The organism is Arthrobacter sp. JB02-1C (genome assembly GCF_057748045.1).
In genome coordinates, this window is record NZ_CM173235.1 from 1,527,752 (window position 1) to 1,552,580 (window position 24,829).

Sequence of the window (24,829 nt, forward strand, 5' to 3'; positions counted from 1 at the left end):
CGGGAGGGCTAGAAGCGGGGCGCCAGAGGGCTTCCGTGCAAGGACCGCTCTTCGAGCAGCTTTCCGCCCAGAATACGTTCGACGGCGGCGCGGCCGAAGACGCCGGATTCCTCGATGGTCTCGTCGTCGGCGCTGGGGATGTCCTGTTCGTAGCTGGTGGCGACAGCGGCGCGGGCCGGTGCCTTGGCTCGTCCGGCTTCGGCCTCCGGGCTGTTGGACAGTCGCTGATAGAGACTCTGGCGGCCCGAGGCCGCGGGGGCGGGCGCAACCGTCGGGGCGGGTGCAACGGGGGCAACGGCCGCCGCAGCCGTGGCCCCGGCGGCGCTGGACGGAGCCGGCGGGGCCGAGGGCGCGCGGTCGGCGAGTGCCACAGCGTGCCCTGGTCCGCCGCCGGCACGGACAGCGCTGGCCGGGTCAGGAACTTGGGCGGCGGCAGGTTCGTAGCGCGGGGGCGCGGACTGCGGGCTGTCGGTGGGCGCCGGAGCGGAATCCCGGCCCACGTTCAGTTCCATTCCAACGGTCCAGACGCCGGGGGACTGCTCGACGGCGCGGGCCCAGGGGTCCGCTGCCGGATCTCCAGCAGGGGGCGCCAGAGTGACGGTGGCTGTTCCCACGGCCTTGGCCGCTCCGGTCCGGTCCGGCTGTGCGCGCGGCGCCGGTGCCGCAGCCGAAGCCGGCGCTTCGGACATTGCCCTGGTAGTGGGCGGCTCTGCGGGGGCCCAGTCCAGGGGCGGCTCTTCGTCCAGGGGCGGAGCGTCCTCGTCCCGCGGCGCGCCCCAATCGTCGTCGGGGTAGGAGTAGGAGGCGCTCGCGTCACCACCCGGGACCTCCGCTGCCCCGGCGGCGCCCCGCGGGGTGTTTACCAAGGGAGCCGCGGCGGCCGGGACCCGTGACGGGGCCGGCTCTTGGAGGGCTGGACCGGCGGCGGACGGGACCCGTGACGGGGTCTCCTGCTGGGCGGCGGGACCGACCGTGGCGGGCGTGGCGGCGGGCGCGTGGGCCGCACCGTTCGCAGGTGCGTCAGTGGCTTGGATTGCTGCCGGCCGGGCCGGTGCCAGTCCCCAGGCGACATCGGCCGACGTGGCCGGGGCCTCCCGGCTAGCGGGTGCTTTTGGGTTTGGTTCAGAGCTCGCTGGACTGTTGGCGCCGCCGGCTACAGCCGTGATCTGGCAATCGATCCCGATCGTCTTATGGATCGCCTGCCGCAGGTTCTCTGCGTGGTCGGCGCGGCCGAAAGCTCCCGCCAGCCCTGGCGTGGTGAAGGACAACGTGAGGACCTGACCCTCGAAGTGACCCACCTGCGCGTTGGGCTCGACGAGCGCCCAGGTGCTGCGCTTGATCTTGGTCAGCGTCTGCAGGATTTCGGGCCAGGCACGCCGGAGCACTTCGACGTCGGCGCCGGCGGCCGGGGCGGGGCCCGGCGCGGAAGCCGGTGCCGGGCGGCCGCCGGCCGAACGGTCGGCGGCCGTGACGGGCGGTGCAGCGGCGGCAGCAGACGTCTCGGCCGGTGCCGGTGCCGGCCGGGAGGCGCCGTTGCCGGACACGCCGTCCTCGACCGGCCAATCGTTGGTGCTGACCCGAGGGGGTGTCAGCACCGGACGCGCCTCCTGCTGTTCCTGCTGTTCCTGCGGTTTTGTGGCGGCAGGTGCCGCTGCGGGGAAGCCGGTGCCGGCACTCTGCCGGCCGGAGTCGGACTCCGATGACCGGTCCGTCGCCGCCCGGGCGGGTACCGGCGGCTGGCCCGTCGGGGTGGGGACAGGCGCCGGCGCGGCCGCGGGTGTCGCTGCGGGGGCGGCGACCCCGGCGGCCGGTGCGGCCTGCGAGGTTACCGGGGCTCCGACGTCGTTCCCGGCGTAGTTCAGGCGCCGCTCCACCCGGTCGATACGGGCTGCAATGCCGCGTTCGGTCTGCTCCGCACTCGGCAGCAGGATCCGGGCGCAGAGCAGTTCCAGATGCAGCCGGGGTGAGGTCGCCCCGGTCATCTCGGTAAGTGCCGTGTTGGTAATGTCCGCGGCGCGGGACAGTTCGGCGGCGCCGAGGTTGTTGGCCTGGGTGTGCATCCGGGCGATCTGGTCTGCGGGCATGCCGCGGAGGATCGATTGGGCGCTCTCCGGCATGGCCTGGACGATGATCAGATCGCGGAAGCGTTCGAGCAGGTCTTCGACGAAGCGGCGGGGGTCGTGCCCGGTCTGGATGACACGGTCCACGGCGCGGAAGACGGTGGCCGCGTCGGACGCGGCAACGGCCTCGACGACATCGTCCAGCAGGGAGGCGTGCGTGTAGCCGAGCAGTGCGACGGCAAGTTCGTAGTCCAAACCGTTCGGGCCGGCCCCGGCCATGAGCTGGTCCAGCACGGAGAGCGAGTCGCGGACGGAGCCGCCGCCCGCGCGGATCACGAGCGAGAGCACCCCGGGCGCCACTGGGACGTTCTCCTGCTGGCAGAGCAGTTCGAGGTACGCCATCAGCGGCTCGGGCGGGACCAGCCGGAAGGGGTAATGGTGCGTGCGGGACCGGATAGTGCCGATCACCTTGTCCGGCTCAGTGGTGGCGAAGATGAACTTGATGTGCTCCGGCGGTTCCTCGACGATCTTCAGCAGGGCGTTGAACCCGGCCGACGTGACCATGTGCGCCTCGTCGATGATGAAGATTTTGTAGCGGTCCCTGACCGGGGCGTAGGTGGCGCGTTCGCGCAGGTCGCGGGCGTCATCGACACCGCCGTGGCTGGCGGCGTCGATCTCGATCACGTCGAGCGAGCCGGCCCCGCCGCGGGCCAGTTCAACGCAGCTGGGGCAGACTCCGCAGGGGGTGTCGGTGGGGCCTTCGGCGCAGTTCAGGCAGCGCGCCAGGATCCGGGCGGAGGTGGTTTTGCCGCAGCCGCGGGGGCCGGAAAACAGGTAGGCATGGTTGACGCGGTTCTTCCGCAGGGCCGTCATCAGCGGCTCGGTGACGTGTTCCTGCCCGATGACGTCCGCGAACGAATCGGGACGGTATCGACGGTAAAGGGCGGTAGTAACAGTCACAGCTAAACCCTACCAATCGGCACAGACATTAAAGACCCCCCATGCACCCGCCAGAGCCCATTTACCCTTGCTACCTTCCGGTCCTGGGGGAGTTCAACAGGATGACGCCACATGAGGGGCCGTCGACAAGCTTACCCGACGATCCGGCCCGGCTCGAATCGGGCCATTCCCTGTGGGACATGCCCGTCCGTCAGGCCGAGGAATGGACATATAGGGACTATGTCCGGTGCTCGCGCCGGCCACGGGGCATGTCCTGATGGCCTGTGGGACATGCCCGTTCGCCAGGCCCAGGGCTGGATATGTCCAGAGCTCACGCCGAACACGGGGCATGTCCGCCGGGCGGGGGGCATGCCCGTCCGTCAGGCCGAGGAGTGGACATATAGGGATTATGTCCGGTGCTCGCGCCGCCCACGGGGCATGTCCCGCCGGACCGGGGAGGTGGGCCCGGCCGGCGGTGAATTGGGCGAAGGCGGGATGTTCAGGTAGTCTAGTGTCTGCTTTTGATTCAAAAGCTACTGGAGAATTCGCCTAGCGGCCTATGGCGCACGCCTGGAACGCGTGTTGGGTTAACGCCCTCGGGGGTTCAAATCCCCCATTCTCCGCGTTTTGGCCCCGGTCCTGCAGGACCGGGGCCTTTTTGCATTCGGACCAGCTTGCCCGTCACGCGGGGGCTCCGGCGGACCCAACTACCCCCGCCTACGCGTTCCAGTCCCGTCTCAGGCGTAGCCCAGCCGACGGAGCCGTTCCCGCGCGGCGAGCTCACTGGGTCCCACCCTGCCGAGGGCAAGATGCACGACGCCGAGAGTGACCCTCGTCGCCGTTCTCACCGGAAGCGGGACGGGACCCAGCCGGGCGGTGCGCAGTCCCAGCATGTCCCGGTACCTGGGCTCCAGACTGGCCACCGCGGCAGCAAACAGCACGCGGTAACCGGGCCGCAGGACCGGGTGCAGCGGGGGATGGCGGATGAAAGCGACCGTCTCGGTGACCAGGGCGCCGCCGCTGAGGTCGCCGTCGTCGTACCAGCGGTCCAACTGGCGGCGCATCTCCGCTTCGCTGAGCGGTGGCGACTCCACTCCCATCAGGGCGCCCGCCTGCGCCCATTGCCGCACATAGGCGTCCGGGCCGCCGGGAATCGGCCGGCCCCAGATCTTGTGCGAGGACAAGAACGCGTCGGTGAAGGCGATGTGCACCCAGCGCAGCAGTTCCGGGTCGTTCGCTGCGTAGGGCCGGACGACGCCGTGCCCGTCCCGGTATTCTCCCCGCACGGATTCGTGCAGGCGCAGGACCCAACTGGACGCGGACCGGGCCGCGTCCTGCGACCCGTAGGTCACGGTGAAGATCCACCGGATGGTTCGCGCGAGCCTGCCCAGCGGATCTTCCTGGAAACGGGAGTGGTCGTGGACTCCCGCCAGGGCGCCCGGATGGAGCGCCTGCATGAGGAGCGCCCGGATGCCTGCAACGATGGTCGGCATGCCGCCGTGCACCGCCCAGACGGCGGAGCCTGGCAGGTGGTAGCCCGCGTCCTCTCCGTCCGCGAGGTGGCCCACCCATTCCGGCACTGCATCCCGTGTGCCGGTGAAGGTCTGCTTGAGTTCGGCCTGCCATTCCCTGAGGACATTGCGCATACTCCTATTCTTACCCGGGGCCACCTGAGGGCCTACGTGCTTTTCGCGGAAGCCCTACTGGGATGCCACCCCAGTCGTTGAATGGTGCCCCGGAATGCCGGGAATCCGCGGAAAATCAAGGATTCTCGAGGTTCCCAGACCCGAATGATTGTGTTCCCATAAGAGGGTGAGTCCGTCGAGATTGGGGTCTGGCGGACAGAGCCAAGCGCAGGAGTCACGTCGTGGGAAAACACTGGGGAAACTCAACGAGTGAGCAGTCCAAAAATTCAGGGGTGATTGTCCGGTCCGTTGCGGCGGCCGCGGGCGTGGCCTTGGCGGTGATGGTCTTCGGTGCCCCGGCCCCGGGCCGCCCCGCTGCGCCCGAACCGCCGCAGCAGCCGGCTGCCGGTTCGGTGGGCCCGGGCCTCCTCGACGCAGGAACCAACGCGCCCGCCGATTCCGGGAGTCCGGCGGCAGTTGATCCCGGGGCGCTGACCGCAGACCGGCGCGCATCCGTTTCCTTCGCCCGCACCACGGTGCAGACGGTGTCCAAAGACGGCAAGACTGAACTGCGCGTGGCATCGTCCGGGCTGCAACGCCCGGCCAAGGGATTCCTGATGGCTCCGCTGGAATCCCTGATGGAGACATCGCCGTTCGGGCTGCGGGTCAGCCCGCTGACCGGCACGGCAGGGGAATTCCACTGGGGCCAGGACTTCGCAGCCGCCTGCGGCACCCGGGTGTATTCGGCCGACGCCGGCGTGGTGCGCGCCGTCGGCTGGCACCCGTGGGGCGGCGGCAACCGGGTGGAGATCGACCATGGCAACGGCCTGATCACCACCTACAACCATCTGGAAGGCATCGCCGTGAAGAAGGGTGATTCGGTGGGGGTGGACGAGGTCATTGCGAAAGTGGGCACCACCGGTTCTTCCACCGGCTGCCACCTGCACTTCGAGACCATCCTTAACGGATCGCACACCAACCCGCTTGATTGGACCTTCCTGCCCACCCGGCAGGTGGACCAGCTCGATAACCTCCAGATGACCAGTTATGCACCGGGCTCCAGCACCACCGGCAGTTCGGCATCGGACTGGGCGGTCCCGGTCACCGGGGACCCGGTCCGTGAGGTGATCGGCGGGGCGCAGGAGACGCGGGCCCCCGCGGTGGCCGCCGCCAAGCCGGCACCGGCCGCCAGCGCCACGCCGACACCGAGCGCCAGCGCCACGCCAACGCCGAGCGCCACACCGACGAAACCGGCCGCCAGCGCCACGCCGACACCGAGCGCCACGTCGACGCCGAGCACACCGGCACCGACGCCGAGCACCCCGGCAAAAACTTCCACACCGACGAAGAGCGCCCCGCCGGCGCCGCCCGCCAGCATCAGTCTGACGCCGACGCCGACGCCGACAAAGACGGTTGCGCCCACCGCCACCGCCGCACCAACCCAGGCAACGCCCAGCGTCACGCCGACCGCGGTTCCGCCCGCCGGCGCTCCCACCGCGCAGGCCCCGGTGCCGGCGCCCGTCGTATTGCCTCCGACGGCCACCCCCGCACCGGCTCCCAAGACGACAGCAGCACCGCAAGAGACGGCGGCTACCAGGCAGAAAGTGACGCCGTCGCCGTCATCGGCGCCGACCACCGCCGCACCCTGATCCGAAGCCCAGCGCGGGGACCCATACGGCCGGCTTCTGGCCACGAACCACCGGGTGCAACAACCCGCACCCGAGCTCGAGGAGACCTGCCCGTGACGTCCCTGCATGCAATCCCGCTGACCCTCAATGACGGCACCGAAACGAGCTTTGGCCGGTTCCGGGGCGAGGTGGTGCTGGTGGTGAACGTGGCCTCCCAGTGCGGATTCACAACCCAATACGCCGGGCTCGAGGCTCTACACCACAAGTTCCGGGACCGCGGTTTCACGGTCCTGGGTGTGCCGTGCAACCAGTTCGCGGGGCAGGAACCGGGAACCGACGTCGAGATCGCGGAGTTTTGTGAGCGTAATTTCGGCGTGACGTTCCCGCTGACCATCAAGTCCAACGTCCGCGGCCGAAAGCAACACCCGCTCTACGGCCAACTGACCCGCTTCAAGAACGGACCGCTGCCCGGACTCGTGAAATGGAACTTCGAAAAGTTCCTGGTGAGCCGCAACGGCGTGACAGTGGCCCGGTTCGCGCCCACTGTCGAACCGGACGCGCCGGAGATCATTGCAGCGATCCGGCAGGCGTTGACCTGAGCTTCCCCGGGATAGCAAGGGTGCAACGGCCCCTATCCCTCGTCAGCCTTCCGTCCTAGACTGGCGGCACCCTCCGACATTCCGGGCCTACCCGCGTCGCCAACGCGTCCACCTGCGGGCAAAGCAGCCTGCGCGGGCCCGGCAGAGGGTGCATCAGAACACTTCATGAATCACAACTGGGCACTCAACATTGGGGTCCGTGACACCAGGAGGAAAGTGATGACAGGAAACAAGGCCGTTGCCTACAAGGGGCCAGGAAAAGTCGAACTGATCGACATCGACTATCCCACCTTCGAACTCAAGGATGGCCCCGGGGTCAACCCCGCCAACGTCGGGCGACAAGTGCGCCACGGCGTCATCCTGAAAACCGTTGCGACGAACATTTGCGGCTCGGACCAGCACATGGTCCGCGGCCGCACCACCGCCCCCGCCGACCTGGTGCTCGGCCATGAGATCACCGGCGAGGTCGTCGAAGTCGGCCCAGACGTCGAGTTCATCAAAGTGGGGGACATCTGTTCGGTCCCCTTCAACATCGCCTGCGGCCGCTGCCGGAACTGCAAGGAACGCAAGACCGGCATCTGCCTCAACGTCAACCCGGACCGGCCCGGCAGCGCCTACGGGTACGTGGACATGGGCGGCTGGGTCGGCGGCCAGGCCAACTACGTCCTGGTGCCGTACGCCGACTGGAACCTGCTGAAGTTCCCGGACAAGGACCAGGCCCTGGAGAAAATCATGGACCTGACCATGCTCTCGGACATCTTCCCGACCGGCTTCCATGGAGCCGTGACGGCGGGCGTCGGCGTGGGATCCACTGTCTACGTCGCGGGCGCCGGGCCGGTGGGCCTCGCGGCCGCAACAAGCGCCCAGCTGCTGGGCGCCGCCGTGGTGATTGTCGGCGACATGAACGAAGAACGGCTGAAGCAGGCCCGCAGCTTCGGGTGCGAGACGGTGGACCTGTCCCAGGGCGGCCCGGCGGAGCAGATTGAGCAGATCCTGGGCGTTCCGGAGGTCGACTGCGCCGTCGATGCTGTCGGCTTCGAGGCGAAGGGGCACGGCCACGACGCCAAGGAAGCACCGGCCACGGTGCTTAACTCGCTGATGGAGATCACCGCCGCCGGCGGTGCGCTGGGCATCCCCGGCCTGTACGTCACCGGCGATCCGGGCGGCGTGGACGAAGCAGCCAAGAAGGGGGCGCTGTCGCTGAGCCTTGGCACCGGCTGGGCCAAGTCGCTGAGCTTCACCACCGGGCAGTGTCCGGTGATGAAGTACAACCGGGGACTCATGATGGCCATCCTGCACGACAGGGTCAGCATTGCTAAGAACGTCAATGCGAAGTCGATCCCGCTCGAGGACGCACCGAAGGGTTACGCCGAGTTCGACGCAGGCGCGGCCACGAAGTACGTGCTTAACCCGAACGGCTACCTGAGCTAGCGGGGACCCGCCGAGTAGTCCACTATCCGGCGGGCACAGCAGGCCCACGCAGGGGCAGGTATGTGCCCGCCGGACCACCCGGTTATTGCCCCGCTTTAAACCTGCCTACGCGGGTTTGCACATTGCTGGCCAAATCTCTGGTTGGATGGGTGTTACTGAGAGGGAAGCTGGGGGCCACCGCCCCCACCCAACCAGGAAGGTAGCAATGGAGCCCATCGAGGCCGAGCATCCCCGGCCGCGTCATTTCCTACTCCACCTGAGCGATCCGCACCTGCTGGGCGGAAACGAGCAGCTGCACGGCATGGTGGATAGTGCGGCCCGGCTCAGGCAGCTCTTCGACGAGGTCCTCGCCTCCGGCGCACGGCCGGAAGCCGTGCTGTTCACCGGGGACCTCGCAGACCGCGGCGAAGCGGCGGCGTACGCGACGCTGCGGGCCATCGTGGAACCAGCCTGTAAGGCCATGGGCGCCAAAATTATCTGGGCCATGGGCAACCACGACAACCGCGCCAATTTCCGGTCCGGCCTGCTGGACCAGGCTGCCGACGACGCCCCGGTGGACCGCAGCTACTTCGTCAACGGCCTGCGGATCATCACCCTGGACACCACGGTGCCGGGCTTCCACCACGGCGAGTTGAGCCCCGAGCAGCTGGACTGGCTGGCCGCCGAGCTGTCCACTCCGGCGCCGGACGGCACCATCCTGGCCCTGCACCACCCGCCCGTTCCCTCCGTGCTGGACCTGGCCGTGCTGGTGGAACTCCGCGGCCAGCCCGCGCTCGCGGGCGTGCTGCGCAACTCCGATGTGCGGGCCATCCTGGGCGGGCATCTGCACTATTCCACGACGGCCACGTTTGCCGGCATTCCGGTGTCGGTTGCCGCAGCCAGCTGCTATACCCAGGACCTGAACGTCCCGGTCGGCGGAAGCCGCGGCAGGGACGCCGGCCAGTCATTCAACCTGGTCCACGTCTATGAGCACACGATCGTGCACTCGGTGGTCCCGCTCGGCGAGACGCTGCCCCCGGTAGGGGAGTTCGTCACGGCGGAGGAGACGCGGCGGCGCCTCGCGGCCGCGGGCATCCACATCCCCGGTCGTGCCCGGCCGGAGGATCCGGCCAGGGCCGCCGAGCACGGCAGGATCGCCACCCGGAACTAGCTGCCGCGCCGCACCGGGCCGCGCCGGACAGCGCCGGGTGGCGCAGCGCCGGCCGCTACTTCTCCCAGGGCGCCTTGATGGGGAAGTACTTCTCCAGGAAGTCCGTCACGAGCTCGGCGCGTTCCTCGGCTCCGACCTCGGGAAAGCTCCCGTCGTTCAGGCAGAAGAAGTCCATGTTCCGCTTGGACAGCAGCTTGGGCAGATAGTTCAGGCCGGCCCGGAGCGTGGTATCCACGTAGCGCACCTTGGCCGCCGTCTGGGTGACGGCCCGGCCGGTCAGCAGGGCGTAGTAGTGGTAGAACGAATTCGTCACCGAGATGTTGTCCGCTGCCCGGAAGGTGCTGGCCGCGGTCTTGGCGAACTCGGCGGGAAACTCCTGCTCCATGGTGGCCACCACGGAGCGCCGCAACGGGGCTGCCGCATGTTCCAGATGGCGCGTGGTAATCCGGCCGAACCGGTCCCAGAGCAGCTTGCGGTTGACCCTGGCCGCGTTTTCGAAGCCGCTCCGTTCGGCGTCGTTGTCGCCCAGACCAATGCGGGTCTCCGCCTCGATGAACTTGGTGATGCCACCGGGAGTGAAGAACATGTCCGGACTTACGGCACGGCCGAAAAACATGTCGTCATTGGAATAAAGGAAGTGCTCCGACAAGCCCTCAATGTGGTGCAGCTGGCTCTCCACGGCCTGGGAGTTATGGGTGGGCAGCACGGACGGGTCGGCGAAAAACTCCTCGCTGCGCACGATCGTCACGCTCGGGTGGTCCGCAAGCCAGGACGGGGCGGGGGAATCGGTCGCAATGAAGATGCGGCGGATCCACGGCGCAAACATGTAGACGGAGCGCAGCGCATACTTCAGCTCGTTGATCTGGCGGAACCGCGCCTCATGGTCATCGCCCTCGCCGACGACGACGCCGGCCATCCGGGCACGCCGGGCTGCCACGTACTCCGGCGAGCTCCCGTCCACCCAGGAAAACACCAGATCGATGTCAAAGCTGATGTCGCTGGCATGGTCCGCGAACATGTTCTCAATCGTGGGCCAGGTGTGGCCGTAGCGTTCCACCGTGCCGCGGACGGCGTCCTGCGCCAGCATGGTCCGCCTGGTCAGTGAGTTCTCGATCGGCAGGATCAGCTGGTCGCCGTCAAAGCTCCAGAGCTCCACCTGGACGCCGGCGGAGGCGCCGAACTCGAGACCGCCCTTGGGCTCAACCCGCGGCCGATACAGCCGGAAGATCCTGCCCTGCCGGTTGGGGGACAGCTCGCCGTCGGCCACCAGGACGGACGACTTTTTCTTCGCGTCCACGGTCATGGAGTAGAACGGCTCGTCCCGGCAGGCCTGGACCAGCGCGGCGCGGAGCGCCCGCCGGTTCTTCCAGTCCACCGCGATGACGGGGCGGTCATTGTTGCCTCGAACCAGGAGGTAATCCAGTTTTGCTTCGGCCAGCACGGCGCGCAGGAAAAGGAGGTCTTCCACCATGGCCTGGTACGGCGTTCGGTTCTCATTGATCAGCGCAAATCTGCCGTGCCGGCGCACCACATCGGGGCGCGTTCGGAGCCGGGCAACAGCGGCCGGCGAAGTGACCTCCGCGTGGTCCGGGGTCTCTTCCCCGGCCTGGCTGCCGTAGTAAATCTCGTCCTGGATCAATGCTTCTGTAATGTCGGTTCTCCGGGGTGTGAAGGTGCGTGGATTGATACTTGCATGATAACGTGCGGCGCAAAACGGCCCCGCGGAAGGCGCTCAGCCCGCCAGTTCCGCACGCCAGTGGTGGATAAATGCTGCCCCGGCGTCCTCGTGGATCACGTCCGCGCCCAGCCCCAGGTCGGCGGCGGTCAGGATCCCGTACGGCTTGACCGGGACGCCGTCGGCGGGGCGGACGTCAACGTGCTGGACCGGGTGCTCGTGGTGGTGCAGCCAATCCGCCATGGCGTAGTCCGTGCGCGAGTCGCCCACTGTCCGCCAGGCCCGGGGAGTGATGCCCTGGGCGGCTAGCAGTTCAACGGCCCGGCTCGCCCCCAGGTCCTTGCCCAGCCGGACGGATTCAATGTCGGTGGAGATGATGGTGGGGTCCACCCGGTAATCGATCTGGTCGTCGCTGTTGGGAGCATGCCGGTCCAGCCGCACCACACCCAAACCGTGGCGGGCCATCAGGTCCATCGCATCGGCGTCGAACAGCGCCTGCTCCTCGCGGTAGTCCGCGTTGGCCACGGCCACATGCTGCTCCACGGACACCATGGCCCGCTTGGTCTCGTCGAAGAACATGTGGGCGGCGTAATCCTCGGCGACGAGCCGGCGGATGTCATCGCCGAAGGCCCGGGGAACGGCCAGGTCATGGTCCACGTGGACCGGTCCCGCTCCGCCGGCCGTGTAGCTGAACCACACGGCGCCCTTCTCGCAGATGGCATGGATCACCAGCCCGGCCGGCATGCCGGCGTCGATCATTGGCTCCATCACCTGCTCACGGATAAAGGTGTCGGATCGGCCGGTGTTGAAGATGACCGGAATCCCGGCCGCCGCCAGCGCCACCAGGTCCGCGATGATGCCGGGCTGGACGGTCCGGGTCACCGGGCTGGCCACGGGACCGTCGACGTCGAGCAGCAGGGCCAGCGGCGGAGCGGCGGGCGGCGTGGAGAAGGGCGCGGGTGCTGTCATGGCTCTATTCTCTCAGCCGGGGCGGGACTTCGGGCGGGATGACAAATGGTCACCGTTTGGCCACAACCTGCGGCGCCGCAGCCCCGTTGATTCCCCTCGCCCGGGAACTTCCATAGGCTTGCAGAGTGATCTTCAAAGCTGTGGGCGAGGGACGCCCGTACCCCGACCATGGTTTCACCACGCCCAAGGACTGGGCGGCGCTGCCGCCGCGGCCGGTGCGCCTGGACGAACTCGTGACGACCAAGCGGACCCTCGACCTGGAGGCGCTGCTGGCCGAGGACTCCACGTTCTTCGGCGACCTTTTCCCGCACGTGGTGGAGTTCCGCGGCGTGCTGTATCTCGAAGACGGGTTGCACCGTGCAGTCCGCACCGCACTGCACCAGCGCACCGCGATCCACGCCCGCGTGCTGGTGATCAATGGCTAGGCGGCCCCAGGACCCGAACACCCTGCACGGGCACCACATCGTCACCGGCTCGGATCTGCGGGCCGCGTTTGTGGAACAGGGCGAGCATGAGGATCCGTCGCGGACCCGGCGACGCATCGTCCATGGTGTCGTCCTGGTGCTCCTGATCGCACTGCTGGCCGGCGCCGTCGTGGTGGCCCTGGCCATCATGAACGGCCAGATCAAGATCCCGACGGCGGAGCGGAGCGAGGCCGCGGCGCCGCTCTGTCCGGCTACCTCGTTTGACTACACGCCGCCGGAAAAAATCAAACTGAACGTCTACAACTCCACCGGCCGGCCGGGGCTGGCGAAATCGGTGGCGGACCAGCTCCAGGCCCGCAAGTTCGTGGTCGGCGCGGTGGGTAACACCCAGACCGGGTACCGCGGCGTCGCCTTGGTGGTTTCCGGCGCCGCCGGGCAGTCCGCGGCGTTCAGCGTCCAACGCAACCTGCCGGGTTCGGACTACGTCCAGGACGGGCGCAACGATCCGAGCGTCGACGTCATTCTCACCGCGGACTTCAAGGATTTGGCCAAACCGGAACTCGTGGACCAGACGCCGGGCCAGCTCAGTTGCCCCCGGGAAACCCGCCGGGCCGTGGACAATCCCACCGAGCCCGTGGTGCCGACGGTGGTTCCGGTCAGTCCCAACCCCTAGGCGTTGAGGCGCAGCGGACGGTCTTCCTCGTCGAACCTGGCACCCGCCCCCAGCTCGATGAACCTGACGGTCCGGGCGATCCGGGCTTCGGTCTCCGGGTCCGGGCCTGCCCCGTCGCCCCGGGCCGCGCTTGCCGAAAGCGTCCCGTGGATCAGCTGGGCCAGCTGGCTGATGTCCGCCGCGGGGAGGTAGCCCTGCGCCATCCCGTCGCGCAGGATGTCCTGCAGCAGCAGGCTGAGCTCGCCAACATGGTCGGCCAGCTTCGCGAACGACGCCGGGGAGAGGACGGCTCCCATGGCGGGGCCGGGCGGCAGATGGCGCCGGCTCAAGTCCGCCACCTGCGCGCGCACGTAGAGGGCCAGACGGTCCACCGGGTTCTCCAGCGCGGCGAGGGCCTCGCGCAGTTCGACCAGGAAACGCTCGGTTTCATCCAGCGCGTAGGCGATCAGGAGTTCTTCGATGTCCGCGTAGTAGTTGTAGACGGCGGTGCGGCCAATCCGGGCGTGCCTGGCGACGTCTGTCATGGTCAAGCCCGGCAGCCCGTGCGTGAAGAGCAACTCGCCGAAGGCGGTCAGGATCCGGCGCTGGGTCTCCGCGCGTTGGGCGGCGTTGCTGGCGGCCGAAATCCTGGGCATAGAGACACCTTAGCGCGATCTGTCAGTAAAACCCGTTCATCCGGCGGGCAGCAATTTTGGCCGGGAACCCTGCGGCGGGGCTTGTGGCCGGAGCGCCGGCGGGGCGATAGTCGAGGGTAGCAAGGTTAAGCAGTAGCTTTTTGACAGGCCGGCAAGGTTGGCTCAGTGGCCCGCCACCCGTGATGGAGGACAGGCATGCGGATAGGAATGATTGCTGCACCCTGGATTCCCGTCCCGCCAGCGGGTTACGGGGGGACCGAGCGGGTTATCGACACCCTTGCCCGGGGCTTCATGGCTGCGGGACACGACGTGCTCCTGGCGGCCGCCTCGGACAGCGGCTGTCCCGTCGAGCTGGTTCCGGCCATGCTTCCGTCCAGGCCCGACGACGTCGGGTTCACGCTCTCCGAGCTAAGCCACGTCATCAGGGCGTACCAGGCGCTGCAGGACATGGACATCATCCACGACCACACCCTGGCAGGGCCGCTGATCGGGCGGAACTGGACCAGCGCCCCGATCGTGACGACCATCCACGGCCCGCTGACCCCGGAATCCGCCGACCTTTACCGTGCCATGGCCGCCAGCACGGCCATTGTCGCGATCTCGCGGGACCAGACCTCCCATGAGCCGGACGTTCCGGTGACCCGCGTCATCCATCACGGCATCGACGTCGGGTCCGTGCCGGTCGGTTCCGGGGATGGCGGGTACGTCTGCTTCGTGGGGAGGATGTGCGCGGACAAGGGCGTGATGGAGGCCATCCAGATCGCCCGTGCGGCCGGCGTTCCGATGCGCTTCGCGGCCAAAATGCGCGAACCGCAGGAGATCGAGTACTTCCGTTCGGTGATCGAGCCCCAGCTTGGCGCCAACGAGGAATTTCTTGGCGAGCTGGGCGACGCGGACAAATACGCGCTCATGGGCGGGGCGATGGCGTTCCTGAACCCCAGCCAATGGGCCGAGCCGTTCGGCCTCGTGATGATCGAGGCGCTTGCCACCGGCACCCCCGTGGTGGGGACTCCCATCGGCTCGGCGCCGGAAATCGTGATCCACGGCAAGACCGGCTTCCTGGGCCCCACCGAGGAATTGCCTGCCATGGTTCCTGCCGCTGCGAGGCTGAACCGGGCCTACTGCCGGGACCGTGCGTTGAAGCTGTTCAGCACGGAACGGATGGTGCAGGAGCATCTGGAGCTGTTCGCCCGGCTGATCGAAGAGGCAGGTCAGGCAGGGGTTCCGCAGAGGGGCTCCGTGCAGCAGAATCGAACCCGGGGAGCCGTCACCCGGGCAGCGTGGCAGAGCCAGGTCGCTACTGGGCAACCGTGAGGGAGGGCCGCATCCATGACCGCGTGGAATGCCGACACTGAAGCCGAGATCGCCGGAGCCGATGCCGTCACCCTGGTGAACGGGTCCTCGTTCTGCATCTCCGCCGTCAGCGGGGACATCAGCCCCGACGGCGGGACCAGCGGAGCGTTCTATCGCGATACCCGGGTGGTGTCGCAGTGGATGCTGCGCATCAACGGTGCGCTGCGGGAAGCGTTGGTGGCGCAACGGCCGGACTCCTTCGAAGGGACGTTTGTCGGCCGGGCGATGTGGCCCGGCGGCCGGTTCGACAGCCCGCTGGTGGTCCGGCAGGAACGGTTCATCGGGCCCGGCCTGCGGGACGACATCACCTTGGAAAACTACTCCGGGGAACCCATTGAGTGCGACATCGAACTGCTGGCGGATGCGGACCAGGCGGATCTCTTCGATGTCAAGGGCGGCCGGGCGTCCGGTGCCGACTCGGTGGAACGGACGGTGACCGGCGAGGGGCTGCGGATCGAGGCAATCCGTCACGGCCAGCGGCGCGGTTCCGTCATCCGCGCGGCCGGCGCCGTCATCAGCGAGGAGGGCCTGCGGTTCCGGCCCACCATCCCCGCGCGCGGAAAATGGTCCGCCACCGTCATCGTCGTGCCGCTGATCAACGGGGAGCCGCCGCAGGATCCCTTCACCGAGACCGGGCTTCCGCGCCACCGTGCCGGCATCCGGCGGCGCCTGGCGTGGGAGGAGAACGGTCCGCGGATCTCCGTTGCGGATCACGAGGTCGAAGCCACCCTGCAGCGCAGCCAAAATGACCTGGGGGCGCTCCGGATCTTCAGCGCAGACCATCCCGACCGTGCGGCGGTGGCCGCGGGGGCCCCCTGGTTCATGGCGCTGTTCGGCCGCGATTCGCTGCTGTCCTCCTATATGGCGCTGTTGATCGACCCCACGCTGGCGACCGGGACCCTGCAGACCCTGGCCGGTATGCAGGGGTCGAAGGTGGACCCGGCATCCGAGGAAGAGCCCGGCCGCATCCCGCATGAGGTGCGGCTCGGCGTCGCCGCCGGACTTTCCCTCGGCGGAACCGCCTACTACGGCACCGCGGACGCCACGCCGCTGTTTGTCAGCGTGCTCGGTGAATTGAGCCGCTGGGGCCTTTCCTCCGACGTCCTCGAGTCGTTGATGCCCAACGCGGACCGCGCCCTGGCGTGGATCGAGAACTACGGCGACCGGGACGGCGACGGCTTCGTCGAGTACCTGCGTCCCAACCCGCACGGGCTGCTTAACCAGGGCTGGAAGGACTCCTGGGACGGCATCAACTTTGCGGACGGCCGGATGGCGGAGCCGCCCACGGCCCTGTGCGAGGTCCAGGCGTACGTCTTCGCCGCCTACACCGCGCGCGCCCTGCTGGCGCGCGAGGCCGGGGACTCCGCGACCGAGCATCACTGGGCCGAGCGGGCGGCCGCACTGAAGGAGTCGTTCAACAAGACCTTCTGGCTGCCCGACAAGGGGTATTTCGCCATCGCGCTGGACAAGGACAAGAACCCTGTGGACGCCTGCACGTCCAACATGGGCCACTGCCTGTGGACCGGAATCGTCGACGAGGACAAGGCCCCGGCAGTGGTGGAACGGCTCATGTCCCCGCAGATGTTCACCGGCTGGGGTATCCGGACGCTCGCCTCGGACATGGGGGCGTACAACCCGGTCAGCTACCACAACGGATCGGTGTGGCCGCACGACACGGTCCTGGTGGCGACAGGGCTGGTGCGCTATGGCTTCGTCGATGAAGCACAGCGGGTCGCCCGGGGCCTGCTCGACGCCGCGGGGCACTTCGACGGCCAGCTGCCGGAGCTGTTCTGCGGCTTCGACCGTTCCGAGTTCCACGGCCCGGTGCCGTATCCGACCGCGTGTTCACCGCAGGCGTGGGCCGCGGCGACACCGGTGCAGCTGGCCCGCATCCTGCTCAGGTTCGACCCCGACTTCACCCGCAACGTGGTCCACCTGGCGCCCATCATGCCGGAAGAATTCGGGGCGTTCCGCGCGGAGAACGTCCGGCTGGGGGACGCGCGCGTCACGCTCAGCGCAACCGGCAGGGAGGGCAGCATCGACGGCGTCCCGGCCGGACTGAAGCTGCTCCAGGAACCCCGGCCGCCGCTGGACGAGCGGCTGGGCGGCCAGGCTGGCGACTAGCCGGCCGCGGGCGCCCGCACCCCCGGGAAATACCTGCACCGATGCAATTTTGCAGTGATGCAAAGATGTGCAAAAATCCTTTCAGACCACAATCCCTTGACCGGCCCGCCCGCACCCTCCCCACGACTAAAGCAGTTGCCATGGGCAACCGCAACGCGGCCGGCACCCGGATCGTCCCGCGCAGTTTCCTCCGCAGACTAAGGACCCAAATGACGACCCACGCAGTCCCCGCCCCGGGACAGCCCGAAGAGAAGCAGCACATCGTCCTGCTGTTCGTCGGGCTGATGCTCTCGATGCTCCTCGCGTCGCTGAACCAGACCGTACTCAGCACGGCGCTGCCCACCATCGTGGGTGAACTCCATGGTGTGAACGACATGCTGTGGGTCATCACCGCGTTCATCCTCGCCTCCACCGTCACGATGCCGATCTACGGCAAGCTCGGCGACCTGATGGGACGCAAAGCGCTCCTGATGGCAGCCATCCTGTTGTTCATGGCCGGTTCCGTCGTCGGCGCCCTGGCGAACGACATGGGCATGCTGATTGTCGCGCGCGTCATCCAGGGCCTGGGCGGCGGCGGACTGATGATCCTGTCGCAGGCGGTGATTGCCGACGTCGTCCCCGCCCGGGAGCGCGGCAAGTACATGGGCATGATGGGCGGCGTCTTCGCGATCGCCTCGGTCGCCGGGCCGCTGCTGGGCGGCTGGTTCACCGAGGGGCCGGGTTGGCGCTGGGTGTTCTGGATCAACATCCCGCTGGGCCTGCTGGCGCTCGCCGGCGCGGTCTTTTTCCTCAAGCTGCCCAAGCACGCCGGCCGGCCGCGGCTGGACCTGGGCGGCATGGCGCTGCTGGCCGTCGCCACCACCTGCCTCGTGCTGTTCGCGACCTGGGGCGGCAGCAAGTACCAGTGGAGCGACCCGATCATCCTGGGGCTGATTGCCGGAGCCGTCGTCAGCGCCGCCGCATTCGTGCTCGTGGAGAACCGGACCGCGGAGCCCATCATTCCGCTGCACCTGTTCAAGGACCTCAACTTCAACCTCGCCACGATCGCCGGCCTGCTGATCGGCGTGGCCATGTTCGGCGCGATCGGTTACCTGCCGACCTATCTGCAGATGGCCTTCGGCGTGAACGCGACCGAGTCCGGCCTGCTGATGATCCCGATGATGGGCGCCCTGCTGGTGGCCTCGGTGGTGTCCGGCCAGCTGGTCAGCCGCACCGGCCGCTATAAATGGATGCCGATTGTGGGTGGCGTCCTGGTGGCCGGGGCCCTGCTGCTGCTCTCCACCCTGCAGCCGGCCGCGCCGCTGTGGGAAATCTGCGCCCACCTCGCGGTGATGGGCCTGGGCCTGGGCCTGAGCATGCAGATCATGGTGCTGATCGTGCAGAACTCGTTCCCGCTGCGCGAAGTGGGGACCGCGACGGCGTCGAACAACTTCTTCCGCCAGATCGGCGCCACGCTCGGTTCCGCCGTCGTCGGCAGCCTGTTCGCCAGCCGGCTGGCCGAACTTCTGGTCCAGCGGCTCCCGGCCGCCGCGCTGGGTGGCGGCGCGTCCGGCGGGTCGAACTCCCTGACCCCCGCCGTCGTCGGCAAGCTGCCGGCCCCGCTCAAGGAGGCCATCGTCTCCTCCTACAATGACGCACTGACGCCGATCTTCATCTGGATGGTTCCGCTGGCCCTGGTTGCCGCCGCACTGATGTGCTTCGTCAAGGAGAAGCCGCTGGCGACCAGCGTCGAGCACGACGTGCTGTCCGAGTCCATTGCGGAGGGCAACATCTTGATCACCGCGGACGACGACGACCTGGCCGCCGGCGCCGCCGCCCCGGCGGGCGGCACGCGCCGGTAGCCCGGGGCGCCTAAACCGAGCAGCCGTCCGGGCCGCAGGCGCCGCCGTCCGCGGCGTCCGGCCCGGCGTCGACCATCACCAGCGGATGGCTCTCCTGCCACGCCTGGTCCAGTGCCGCGCCGAACGTTTCGGCCGGCTGGGCACCGGAGATGCCGTACTTGCGGTCAATGACGAAGAACGGGACGCCGCTGATGCCCAGGGCGCGCGCCTCGGCAATGTCATGCCGGACGTCGTCGGCGTACTTTTCCGCGCTGAACAGCTCCTCCAGCTCCGCGGCGTCGATCGCCAGGTCGCGTCCGAGTGCGGTGAGGTATTCGCGGCTGCCGATATCCCGTCCGTGTTCGAAGTGGTCACTCAGCAGCCGTTCCTTGGCCTCGGCCTGCTTCCCGTGCGCGGCCGCGAGGTGGATCAGCCGGTGCGCGGTAAAGCTGTTGGCCACCACCACGGCGTCAAAGCGGTAGCCGAGCCCCTCCCCGCGGCCCTGCGCCGCGACGTGGTCGAACATGGCCGCGACCTGGTCGGGAGCCATGCCCTTGCGGGTGCTCAGATAGTCCAGTTCGGTGCCGTCGTAGTGGTCCGGCAGGGTGGGGTCCAGCTGGAAGCTTCGCCATTGCACCTCCACGGCGTCACGGTGCGGGAACGCCGCGAGGGCGGTTTCAAAGCGGCGCTTGCCGATGTAGCACCAGGGGCAGGCAACGTCGGACCAGATCTCTATCTTCATGCTGTGGGCAACGCCCCCGGGACCGGTGGCATTCCCGGGAGCAAGCCGGCGGACCAAACCGCCCGGGTGCCCGGTGGGGCCTAGGCGGAGGCGCCCGGTGGGGCCTAGACGATATGAAGTGTGGTGGTTGCCTGACGTAGGACTGGAACCTCGGGTTCAAAGAGGTTCGTGGGTTGCCAGTCAGGCCACTGTTCCGCGCCGAAGCGCGGGGGGTGTGGACTGGTAGAGCCACATTTGAACGTCTGGAGGTTCCAGCCATGAATAAGCGTACTTATGTCGGTTTGGATGTCCATGCGCGCAGCGTGAAGGGCTGCGCGATTAACCATGAAACGGGCGAGATCCTGAGGCAGAGCCTGGCCGCCAGCGATGCCGGGATCGCCGAGTGGGTTTCCGGATTGCCGGGGCCGGTCCTCGTTGTTTATGAGGCAGGCCCAACCGGATTCGGTTTGGCCCGGCTGTTGGTCGATGCAGGGGTCGAGTGCCTTGTGGCTGCGCCCTCGAAGCTTCAAAGGCCGTCCGGGGACCGGGTGAAGACCGACGCGCGCGATGCCGAGCATCTGGCCCGGTTGGCACTGCTCGGACAGATTACGCCCGTGCGGGTTCCTGGCCGAGCGGATGAAGCGGCGCGTGATCTGGTGCGCGCCCGCGAGGACGTCCGTGCGGACCTGATGAGGGCCAGGCACCGGATCTCGAAGCTGCTGCTCCGCCACGGGCTGGTGTATTCCGGCGGCCATGCCTGGACCGGCGCCCACCACACCTGGCTGCACCGGCAACGATTTGACGATCCGGCCCTGCAGGCCGCCTACGAGGCAAGCCTGGAGACCGCGGAACTGACGCTGGACCGCAGAAACCGTCTGGACTCCAAGATCACCGAGCTGGCGGCAACCGACCGGTATGCCCCGGTGGTGCGGGCCCTGATGTGTCTGCGCGGCATCTCGGTGCTCACCGCCGTCGGCCTCGCAGTGGAAATCGGTGACTGGAACCGCTTCACCGGCAACACCATCGGCGCCTATCTGGGCCTGGTTCCCTCGGAACATTCCTCCGGCGCTTCCCGGTCCCAAGGCGGGATCACCAAGACCGGCAACACCCATGCCCGCCGCCTGCTGGTCGAGGCCGCCTGGCACCACCGCCGGCCCTACACTCACGTCAGCCAAGAGATGCGTTCCCGCTGGGACATCGCGGATGAAGCGTCCCGGGTCCGCGGCCATCAGGGCAACCACCGGCTGCACCGCAAGTGGGAGCAGTTCGAGGCCCGGCACAAACGCCGGGTCATCGCGAACGTCGCCGTAGCCCGGGAACTGGCTGGCTGGTGCTGGTCCCTCGCCGCCCCGATCCAACAGGAACAGCCATGGACGGATGAATAGACGTGTGCCGTTCCCGACCCGGCCTGGATGGCTCGGCAGCGTGGAGGAGACCCGCGATACACCTATGGACAACCGGCCAATCACCCGGTGACGCCCGACATTGCTAGACCAGCGGCACCCCTCCAGCCGAACACCTCGTCCTGCGGTAACCAACCCGCGCATATCAGCATGACAGCGCCTCACGTCGATCACGACGCGCCAGCCAACCGGAGACCACGCAGGGAACGGACACAAAAGAGCGGTCCAGGACAAACCAGCCCTGGACCGCTCACCCTTGCCCTCTTGACAAGGAACGCCTACATATCAGGTGTATTGACCACGGACGTTAGGAACACCGGCGTGGTTGGGTGACAAAAAGAAGACCTCCGAGTGGAGTTGGGCTTGTCGAGAGTCCAGTTCACAAGGAGGTCTTCAATGTCCCATGCTAACGCGATCCTCACGCCTAAGGGCAGGCTCCGGCTGGCCAGATGCATCGTTGATGACGGATGGCCGCTGCGGCGGGCGGCTGAACGGTTCCAGGTCTCGGTCACGACCGCATCGCGGTGGGCCGGCCGCTACCGCGACCATGGTGAGGCCGGCATGCAGGATGCCTCGAGTAGGCCCCGAACCTCGCCGCGACGGACCTGCCCCCGGCGGGAACGGCGGATCATTGCGATCAGAGTCAACCGCCGGTGGGGCCCGGCGCGGATCGGTTACCTGCTGGGGATCCACCCGTCCACCGTGCACCGGGTGCTCTCGAGGTTCGGGCTGGCCAGGCTGTCCTGGCTGGACCGTGCCACCGGCCGGGTGATCCGCCGCTACGAGCACGAGGGCCCCGGGGACCTGGTCCACGTGGACATCAAGAAGCTCGGGCGGATCCCGGACGGAGGCGGTCACCGGAGCGTGGGCAGGGCCGCTGGCAGGCGGAACAAGACCGGCACGGCGGCGAACCGGAGACCTGGCTACGCGTTCTTGCACAACGCCGTTGATGACCATTCCCGGCTGGCCTATACCGAGATCCTGGCCGATGAAAAGAAGGAAACCGCGGCCGGGTTCTGGGAACGCGCCAACGCCTACTTCGAGTCCTGCGGGATTACCGTGAAACGGGTCTTGACGGACAACGGCTCCTGCTACCGCTCCTACGCGTTCAAAGACGCCCTGGGTGCGGATATCACGCACAAACGGACCCGCCCCTACCGTCCGCAGACCAACGGCAAAGTCGAGCGCTACAACCGCACCATGCTGGACGAGTGGGCCTACGCCAAACCCTACGGATCAGAATCAGAGCGTGTTGCCGCTTTCAGCGATTGGCTCCATCACTACAATCATCACCGAGGCCACACTTCACTCAAGGGTCAACCACCCGCCAGCCGCGTCACCAACCTCTCAGGTCAATACACCTGATATGTAGGCGTTCCTTGTCAAGAGGGCAAGGGTGAGCGGTCCAGGGCTGGTTTGTCCTGGACCGCTCTTTTGTGTCCGTTCCCTGCGTGGTCTCCGGTTGGCTGGCGCGTCGTGATCGACGTGAGGCGCTGTCATGCTGATATGCGCGGGTTGGTTACCGCAGGACGAGGTGTTCGGCTGGAGGGGTGCCGCTGGTCTAGCAATGTCGGGCGTCACCGGGTGATTGGCCGGTTGTCCATAGGTGTATCGCGGGTCTCCTCCACGCTGCCGAGCCATCCAGGCCGGGTCGGGAACGGCACACGTCTATTCATCCGTCCATGGCTGTTCCTGTTGGATCGGGGCGGCGAGGGACCAGCACCAGCCAGCCAGTTCCCGGGCTACGGCGACGTTCGCGATGACCCGGCGTTTGTGCCGGGCCTCGAACTGCTCCCACTTGCGGTGCAGCCGGTGGTTGCCCTGATGGCCGCGGACCCGGGACGCTTCATCCGCGATGTCCCAGCGGGAACGCATCTCTTGGCTGACGTGAGTGTAGGGCCGGCGGTGGTGCCAGGCGGCCTCGACCAGCAGGCGGCGGGCATGGGTGTTGCCGGTCTTGGTGATCCCGCCTTGGGACCGGGAAGCGCCGGAGGAATGTTCCGAGGGAACCAGGCCCAGATAGGCGCCGATGGTGTTGCCGGTGAAGCGGTTCCAGTCACCGATTTCCACTGCGAGGCCGACGGCGGTGAGCACCGAGATGCCGCGCAGACACATCAGGGCCCGCACCACCGGGGCATACCGGTCGGTTGCCGCCAGCTCGGTGATCTTGGAGTCCAGACGGTTTCTGCGGTCCAGCGTCAGTTCCGCGGTCTCCAGGCTTGCCTCGTAGGCGGCCTGCAGGGCCGGATCGTCAAATCGTTGCCGGTGCAGCCAGGTGTGGTGGGCGCCGGTCCAGGCATGGCCGCCGGAATACACCAGCCCGTGGCGGAGCAGCAGCTTCGAGATCCGGTGCCTGGCCCTCATCAGGTCCGCACGGACGTCCTCGCGGGCGCGCACCAGATCACGCGCCGCTTCATCCGCTCGGCCAGGAACCCGCACGGGCGTAATCTGTCCGAGCAGTGCCAACCGGGCCAGATGCTCGGCATCGCGCGCGTCGGTCTTCACCCGGTCCCCGGACGGCCTTTGAAGCTTCGAGGGCGCAGCCACAAGGCACTCGACCCCTGCATCGACCAACAGCCGGGCCAAACCGAATCCGGTTGGGCCTGCCTCATAAACAACGAGGACCGGCCCCGGCAATCCGGAAACCCACTCGGCGATCCCGGCATCGCTGGCGGCCAGGCTCTGCCTCAGGATCTCGCCCGTTTCATGGTTAATCGCGCAGCCCTTCACGCTGCGCGCATGGACATCCAAACCGACATAAGTACGCTTATTCATGGCTGGAACCTCCAGACGTTCAAATGTGGCTCTACCAGTCCACACCCCCCGCGCTTCGGCGCGGAACAGTGGCCTGACTGGCAACCCACGAACCTCTTTGAACCCGAGGTTCCAGTCCTACGTCAGGCAACCACCACACTTCATATCGTCTAGGCGGAGATGGAACGCGCCATCACGAAGTCATGTTCCACCGTGGTGCCCAGCCGGAACGTCTTGGTGCCGACCCTGCGGAATCCAGACTTTTCGTAGAACCTGATGGCGCGGGCGTTTTGGTTGTTCACCCCGAGCCAGAGGGTACCCGCACCCGCCTCCGCGGCGGAGGCGACGCTGGCCTGCATCAGTTCGGCCGCGGCGCCGAGTCCGTGGTGGTCCGGGTGGACGTAGCATTTGCTGAGCTCCAGGCCCGGTCTGCCGCCCAGGGCCGCGGCCACGTCGGGGTCCTCGGTCGGGCGGCCCAGCAGGAGGCTGTAGCCGCGGAGCCCGCCGTCGGCGTCAATGACCAGGACCGTGACGTCCGGGTCGGCGAGATACTCGTGGAACCTGGCCTCGCTGAGCGTGCCGGCCAGGTGCGCAGCAACGTCCTCCGGGCGGGAGCCCGGCGGACAGGCCAGCGGAAAGGTGACGGCCGCCAGTTCGGCCAGTGCACCGGCGTCCTCTGCGGTGGCCTTCCGGATGTGGTGCGTCATGCCCCAAACTTTAGTCGCCGGGACACAGCCGGGCCCCTTCGTGAACGGTTGGCCGTCATGAACGGCTGACCGTGATGTTCGGACGGGCGCCATGTACGGACGGGCGCGATGTTCGGACGGGCGCGGCGGCGTGATAGC

19 protein-coding genes, 1 tRNA gene and 1 other RNA gene are annotated in these 24,829 nt (G+C 67.8%); 12 read left to right on the forward strand and 9 right to left on the reverse strand.

Annotated features, from left to right (window positions below; translation table 11 throughout):
* Positions 1 to 8: 8 nt before the first annotated feature.
* On the reverse strand, positions 9 to 3,020 hold the full coding sequence (locus tag AC3ANP_RS07225; RefSeq protein ID WP_488332647.1) for a DNA polymerase III subunit gamma and tau: 3,012 nt from the start codon (positions 3,018 to 3,020) through the stop codon (positions 9 to 11).
* 27 nt (positions 3,021 to 3,047) lie between these two features.
* Positions 3,048 to 3,144: signal recognition particle sRNA small type (ffs, locus tag AC3ANP_RS07230), an RNA gene on the reverse strand.
* Positions 3,145 to 3,537: 393 nt separating this feature from the next.
* On the opposite strand from ffs, the gene AC3ANP_RS07235 reads away from it, so the two are divergent.
* A tRNA-Ser gene (locus AC3ANP_RS07235) sits at positions 3,538 to 3,622 on the forward strand.
* A 114-nt stretch (positions 3,623 to 3,736) separates the two neighbouring features.
* Here the strand turns inward: AC3ANP_RS07235 and AC3ANP_RS07240 are convergent.
* Complete coding sequence (locus tag AC3ANP_RS07240; protein WP_488332648.1) at positions 3,737 to 4,645, reverse strand: oxygenase MpaB family protein; 909 nt, start codon at positions 4,643 to 4,645, stop codon at positions 3,737 to 3,739.
* Between the two features lie 272 nt (positions 4,646 to 4,917).
* On the opposite strand from AC3ANP_RS07240, the gene AC3ANP_RS07245 reads away from it, so the two are divergent.
* From AC3ANP_RS07245 to AC3ANP_RS07260, 4 genes are all read left to right on the forward strand, one after another.
* Positions 4,918 to 6,273: a M23 family metallopeptidase gene (locus tag AC3ANP_RS07245; RefSeq protein ID WP_488332649.1), complete on the forward strand. Its 1,356-nt coding sequence runs from the start codon at positions 4,918 to 4,920 to the stop codon at positions 6,271 to 6,273.
* 92 nt (positions 6,274 to 6,365) lie between these two features.
* Positions 6,366 to 6,851 carry a glutathione peroxidase gene (locus tag AC3ANP_RS07250; protein ID WP_488332650.1) on the forward strand — a complete coding sequence of 162 codons (486 nt, stop codon included), beginning with the start codon at positions 6,366 to 6,368 and terminating at the stop codon, positions 6,849 to 6,851.
* Positions 6,852 to 7,070: 219 nt separating this feature from the next.
* Positions 7,071 to 8,282, forward strand: a complete 1,212-nt coding sequence (gene fdhA / locus AC3ANP_RS07255; protein ID WP_488332651.1) for a formaldehyde dehydrogenase, glutathione-independent — start codon at positions 7,071 to 7,073, stop codon at positions 8,280 to 8,282.
* Between the two features lie 205 nt (positions 8,283 to 8,487).
* Positions 8,488 to 9,432 carry a phosphodiesterase gene (locus tag AC3ANP_RS07260; RefSeq protein WP_488332652.1) on the forward strand — a complete coding sequence of 315 codons (945 nt, stop codon included), beginning with the start codon at positions 8,488 to 8,490 and terminating at the stop codon, positions 9,430 to 9,432.
* Positions 9,433 to 9,487: 55 nt separating this feature from the next.
* Here AC3ANP_RS07260 and AC3ANP_RS07265 read toward each other — a convergent pair whose 3' ends face one another.
* Positions 9,488 to 11,071, reverse strand: a complete 1,584-nt coding sequence (locus tag AC3ANP_RS07265) for a stealth family protein (RefSeq protein ID WP_488332653.1) — start codon at positions 11,069 to 11,071, stop codon at positions 9,488 to 9,490.
* A 93-nt stretch (positions 11,072 to 11,164) separates the two neighbouring features.
* Entirely contained in the window at positions 11,165 to 12,076 is a 912-nt protein-coding gene (locus tag AC3ANP_RS07270) for a hypothetical protein (protein WP_488332654.1), read from the reverse strand.
* Positions 12,077 to 12,201: 125 nt separating this feature from the next.
* Between AC3ANP_RS07270 and AC3ANP_RS07275 the strand changes: the two genes are divergently transcribed.
* A complete protein-coding gene (locus tag AC3ANP_RS07275; protein WP_441399393.1) occupies positions 12,202 to 12,501 on the forward strand; it encodes a type II toxin-antitoxin system VapB family antitoxin in 300 nt (99 codons plus the stop codon).
* Positions 12,494 to 13,174 carry a LytR C-terminal domain-containing protein gene (locus AC3ANP_RS07280; RefSeq protein ID WP_488332655.1) on the forward strand — a complete coding sequence of 227 codons (681 nt, stop codon included), beginning with the start codon at positions 12,494 to 12,496 and terminating at the stop codon, positions 13,172 to 13,174. The genes AC3ANP_RS07275 and AC3ANP_RS07280 overlap by 8 nt, the downstream gene beginning before the upstream one ends.
* On the opposite strand, the gene AC3ANP_RS07285 is transcribed toward AC3ANP_RS07280, so the two are convergent.
* Positions 13,171 to 13,809 carry a TetR/AcrR family transcriptional regulator gene (locus AC3ANP_RS07285; RefSeq protein WP_488332656.1) on the reverse strand — a complete coding sequence of 213 codons (639 nt, stop codon included), beginning with the start codon at positions 13,807 to 13,809 and terminating at the stop codon, positions 13,171 to 13,173. The two genes, AC3ANP_RS07280 and AC3ANP_RS07285, sit on opposite strands and share 4 nt — an antisense overlap.
* 195 nt (positions 13,810 to 14,004) lie before the next feature.
* Between AC3ANP_RS07285 and AC3ANP_RS07290 the strand changes: the two genes are divergently transcribed.
* From AC3ANP_RS07290 to AC3ANP_RS07300, 3 genes are all read left to right on the forward strand, one after another.
* Positions 14,005 to 15,123 carry a glycosyltransferase family 4 protein gene (locus tag AC3ANP_RS07290; RefSeq protein ID WP_488332657.1) on the forward strand — a complete coding sequence of 373 codons (1,119 nt, stop codon included), beginning with the start codon at positions 14,005 to 14,007 and terminating at the stop codon, positions 15,121 to 15,123.
* A gap of 15 nt (positions 15,124 to 15,138) precedes the next feature.
* Entirely contained in the window at positions 15,139 to 17,286 is a 2,148-nt protein-coding gene (locus AC3ANP_RS07295; RefSeq protein ID WP_488332658.1) for an amylo-alpha-1,6-glucosidase, read from the forward strand.
* Positions 17,287 to 17,495: 209 nt separating this feature from the next.
* The gene (locus AC3ANP_RS07300; protein ID WP_488332659.1) at positions 17,496 to 19,127 is read left to right on the forward strand and encodes an MDR family MFS transporter; all 1,632 of its coding nucleotides are present in this window, start codon (positions 17,496 to 17,498) and stop codon (positions 19,125 to 19,127) included.
* Positions 19,128 to 19,137: 10 nt separating this feature from the next.
* On the opposite strand, the gene AC3ANP_RS07305 is transcribed toward AC3ANP_RS07300, so the two are convergent.
* Positions 19,138 to 19,848 carry a DsbA family oxidoreductase gene (locus tag AC3ANP_RS07305; protein ID WP_488332660.1) on the reverse strand — a complete coding sequence of 237 codons (711 nt, stop codon included), beginning with the start codon at positions 19,846 to 19,848 and terminating at the stop codon, positions 19,138 to 19,140.
* A 257-nt stretch (positions 19,849 to 20,105) separates the two neighbouring features.
* Here AC3ANP_RS07305 and AC3ANP_RS07310 point away from each other — a divergent pair, with 257 nt between their 5' ends.
* A complete protein-coding gene (locus tag AC3ANP_RS07310) occupies positions 20,106 to 21,212 on the forward strand; it encodes an IS110 family RNA-guided transposase (RefSeq protein ID WP_488332118.1) in 1,107 nt (368 codons plus the stop codon).
* A 414-nt stretch (positions 21,213 to 21,626) separates the two neighbouring features.
* The gene (locus tag AC3ANP_RS07315; RefSeq protein ID WP_488330616.1) at positions 21,627 to 22,595 is read left to right on the forward strand and encodes an IS481 family transposase; all 969 of its coding nucleotides are present in this window, start codon (positions 21,627 to 21,629) and stop codon (positions 22,593 to 22,595) included.
* A 303-nt stretch (positions 22,596 to 22,898) separates the two neighbouring features.
* Here the strand turns inward: AC3ANP_RS07315 and AC3ANP_RS07320 are convergent, their stop codons facing one another.
* Together AC3ANP_RS07320 and AC3ANP_RS07325 are read right to left on the reverse strand one after the other, a co-directional pair.
* On the reverse strand, positions 22,899 to 24,005 hold the full coding sequence (locus AC3ANP_RS07320; RefSeq protein ID WP_488332118.1) for an IS110 family RNA-guided transposase: 1,107 nt from the start codon (positions 24,003 to 24,005) through the stop codon (positions 22,899 to 22,901).
* A gap of 149 nt (positions 24,006 to 24,154) precedes the next feature.
* Positions 24,155 to 24,691 carry a GNAT family N-acetyltransferase gene (locus AC3ANP_RS07325; protein ID WP_488332661.1) on the reverse strand — a complete coding sequence of 179 codons (537 nt, stop codon included), beginning with the start codon at positions 24,689 to 24,691 and terminating at the stop codon, positions 24,155 to 24,157.
* Positions 24,692 to 24,829: the final 138 nt, after the last annotated feature.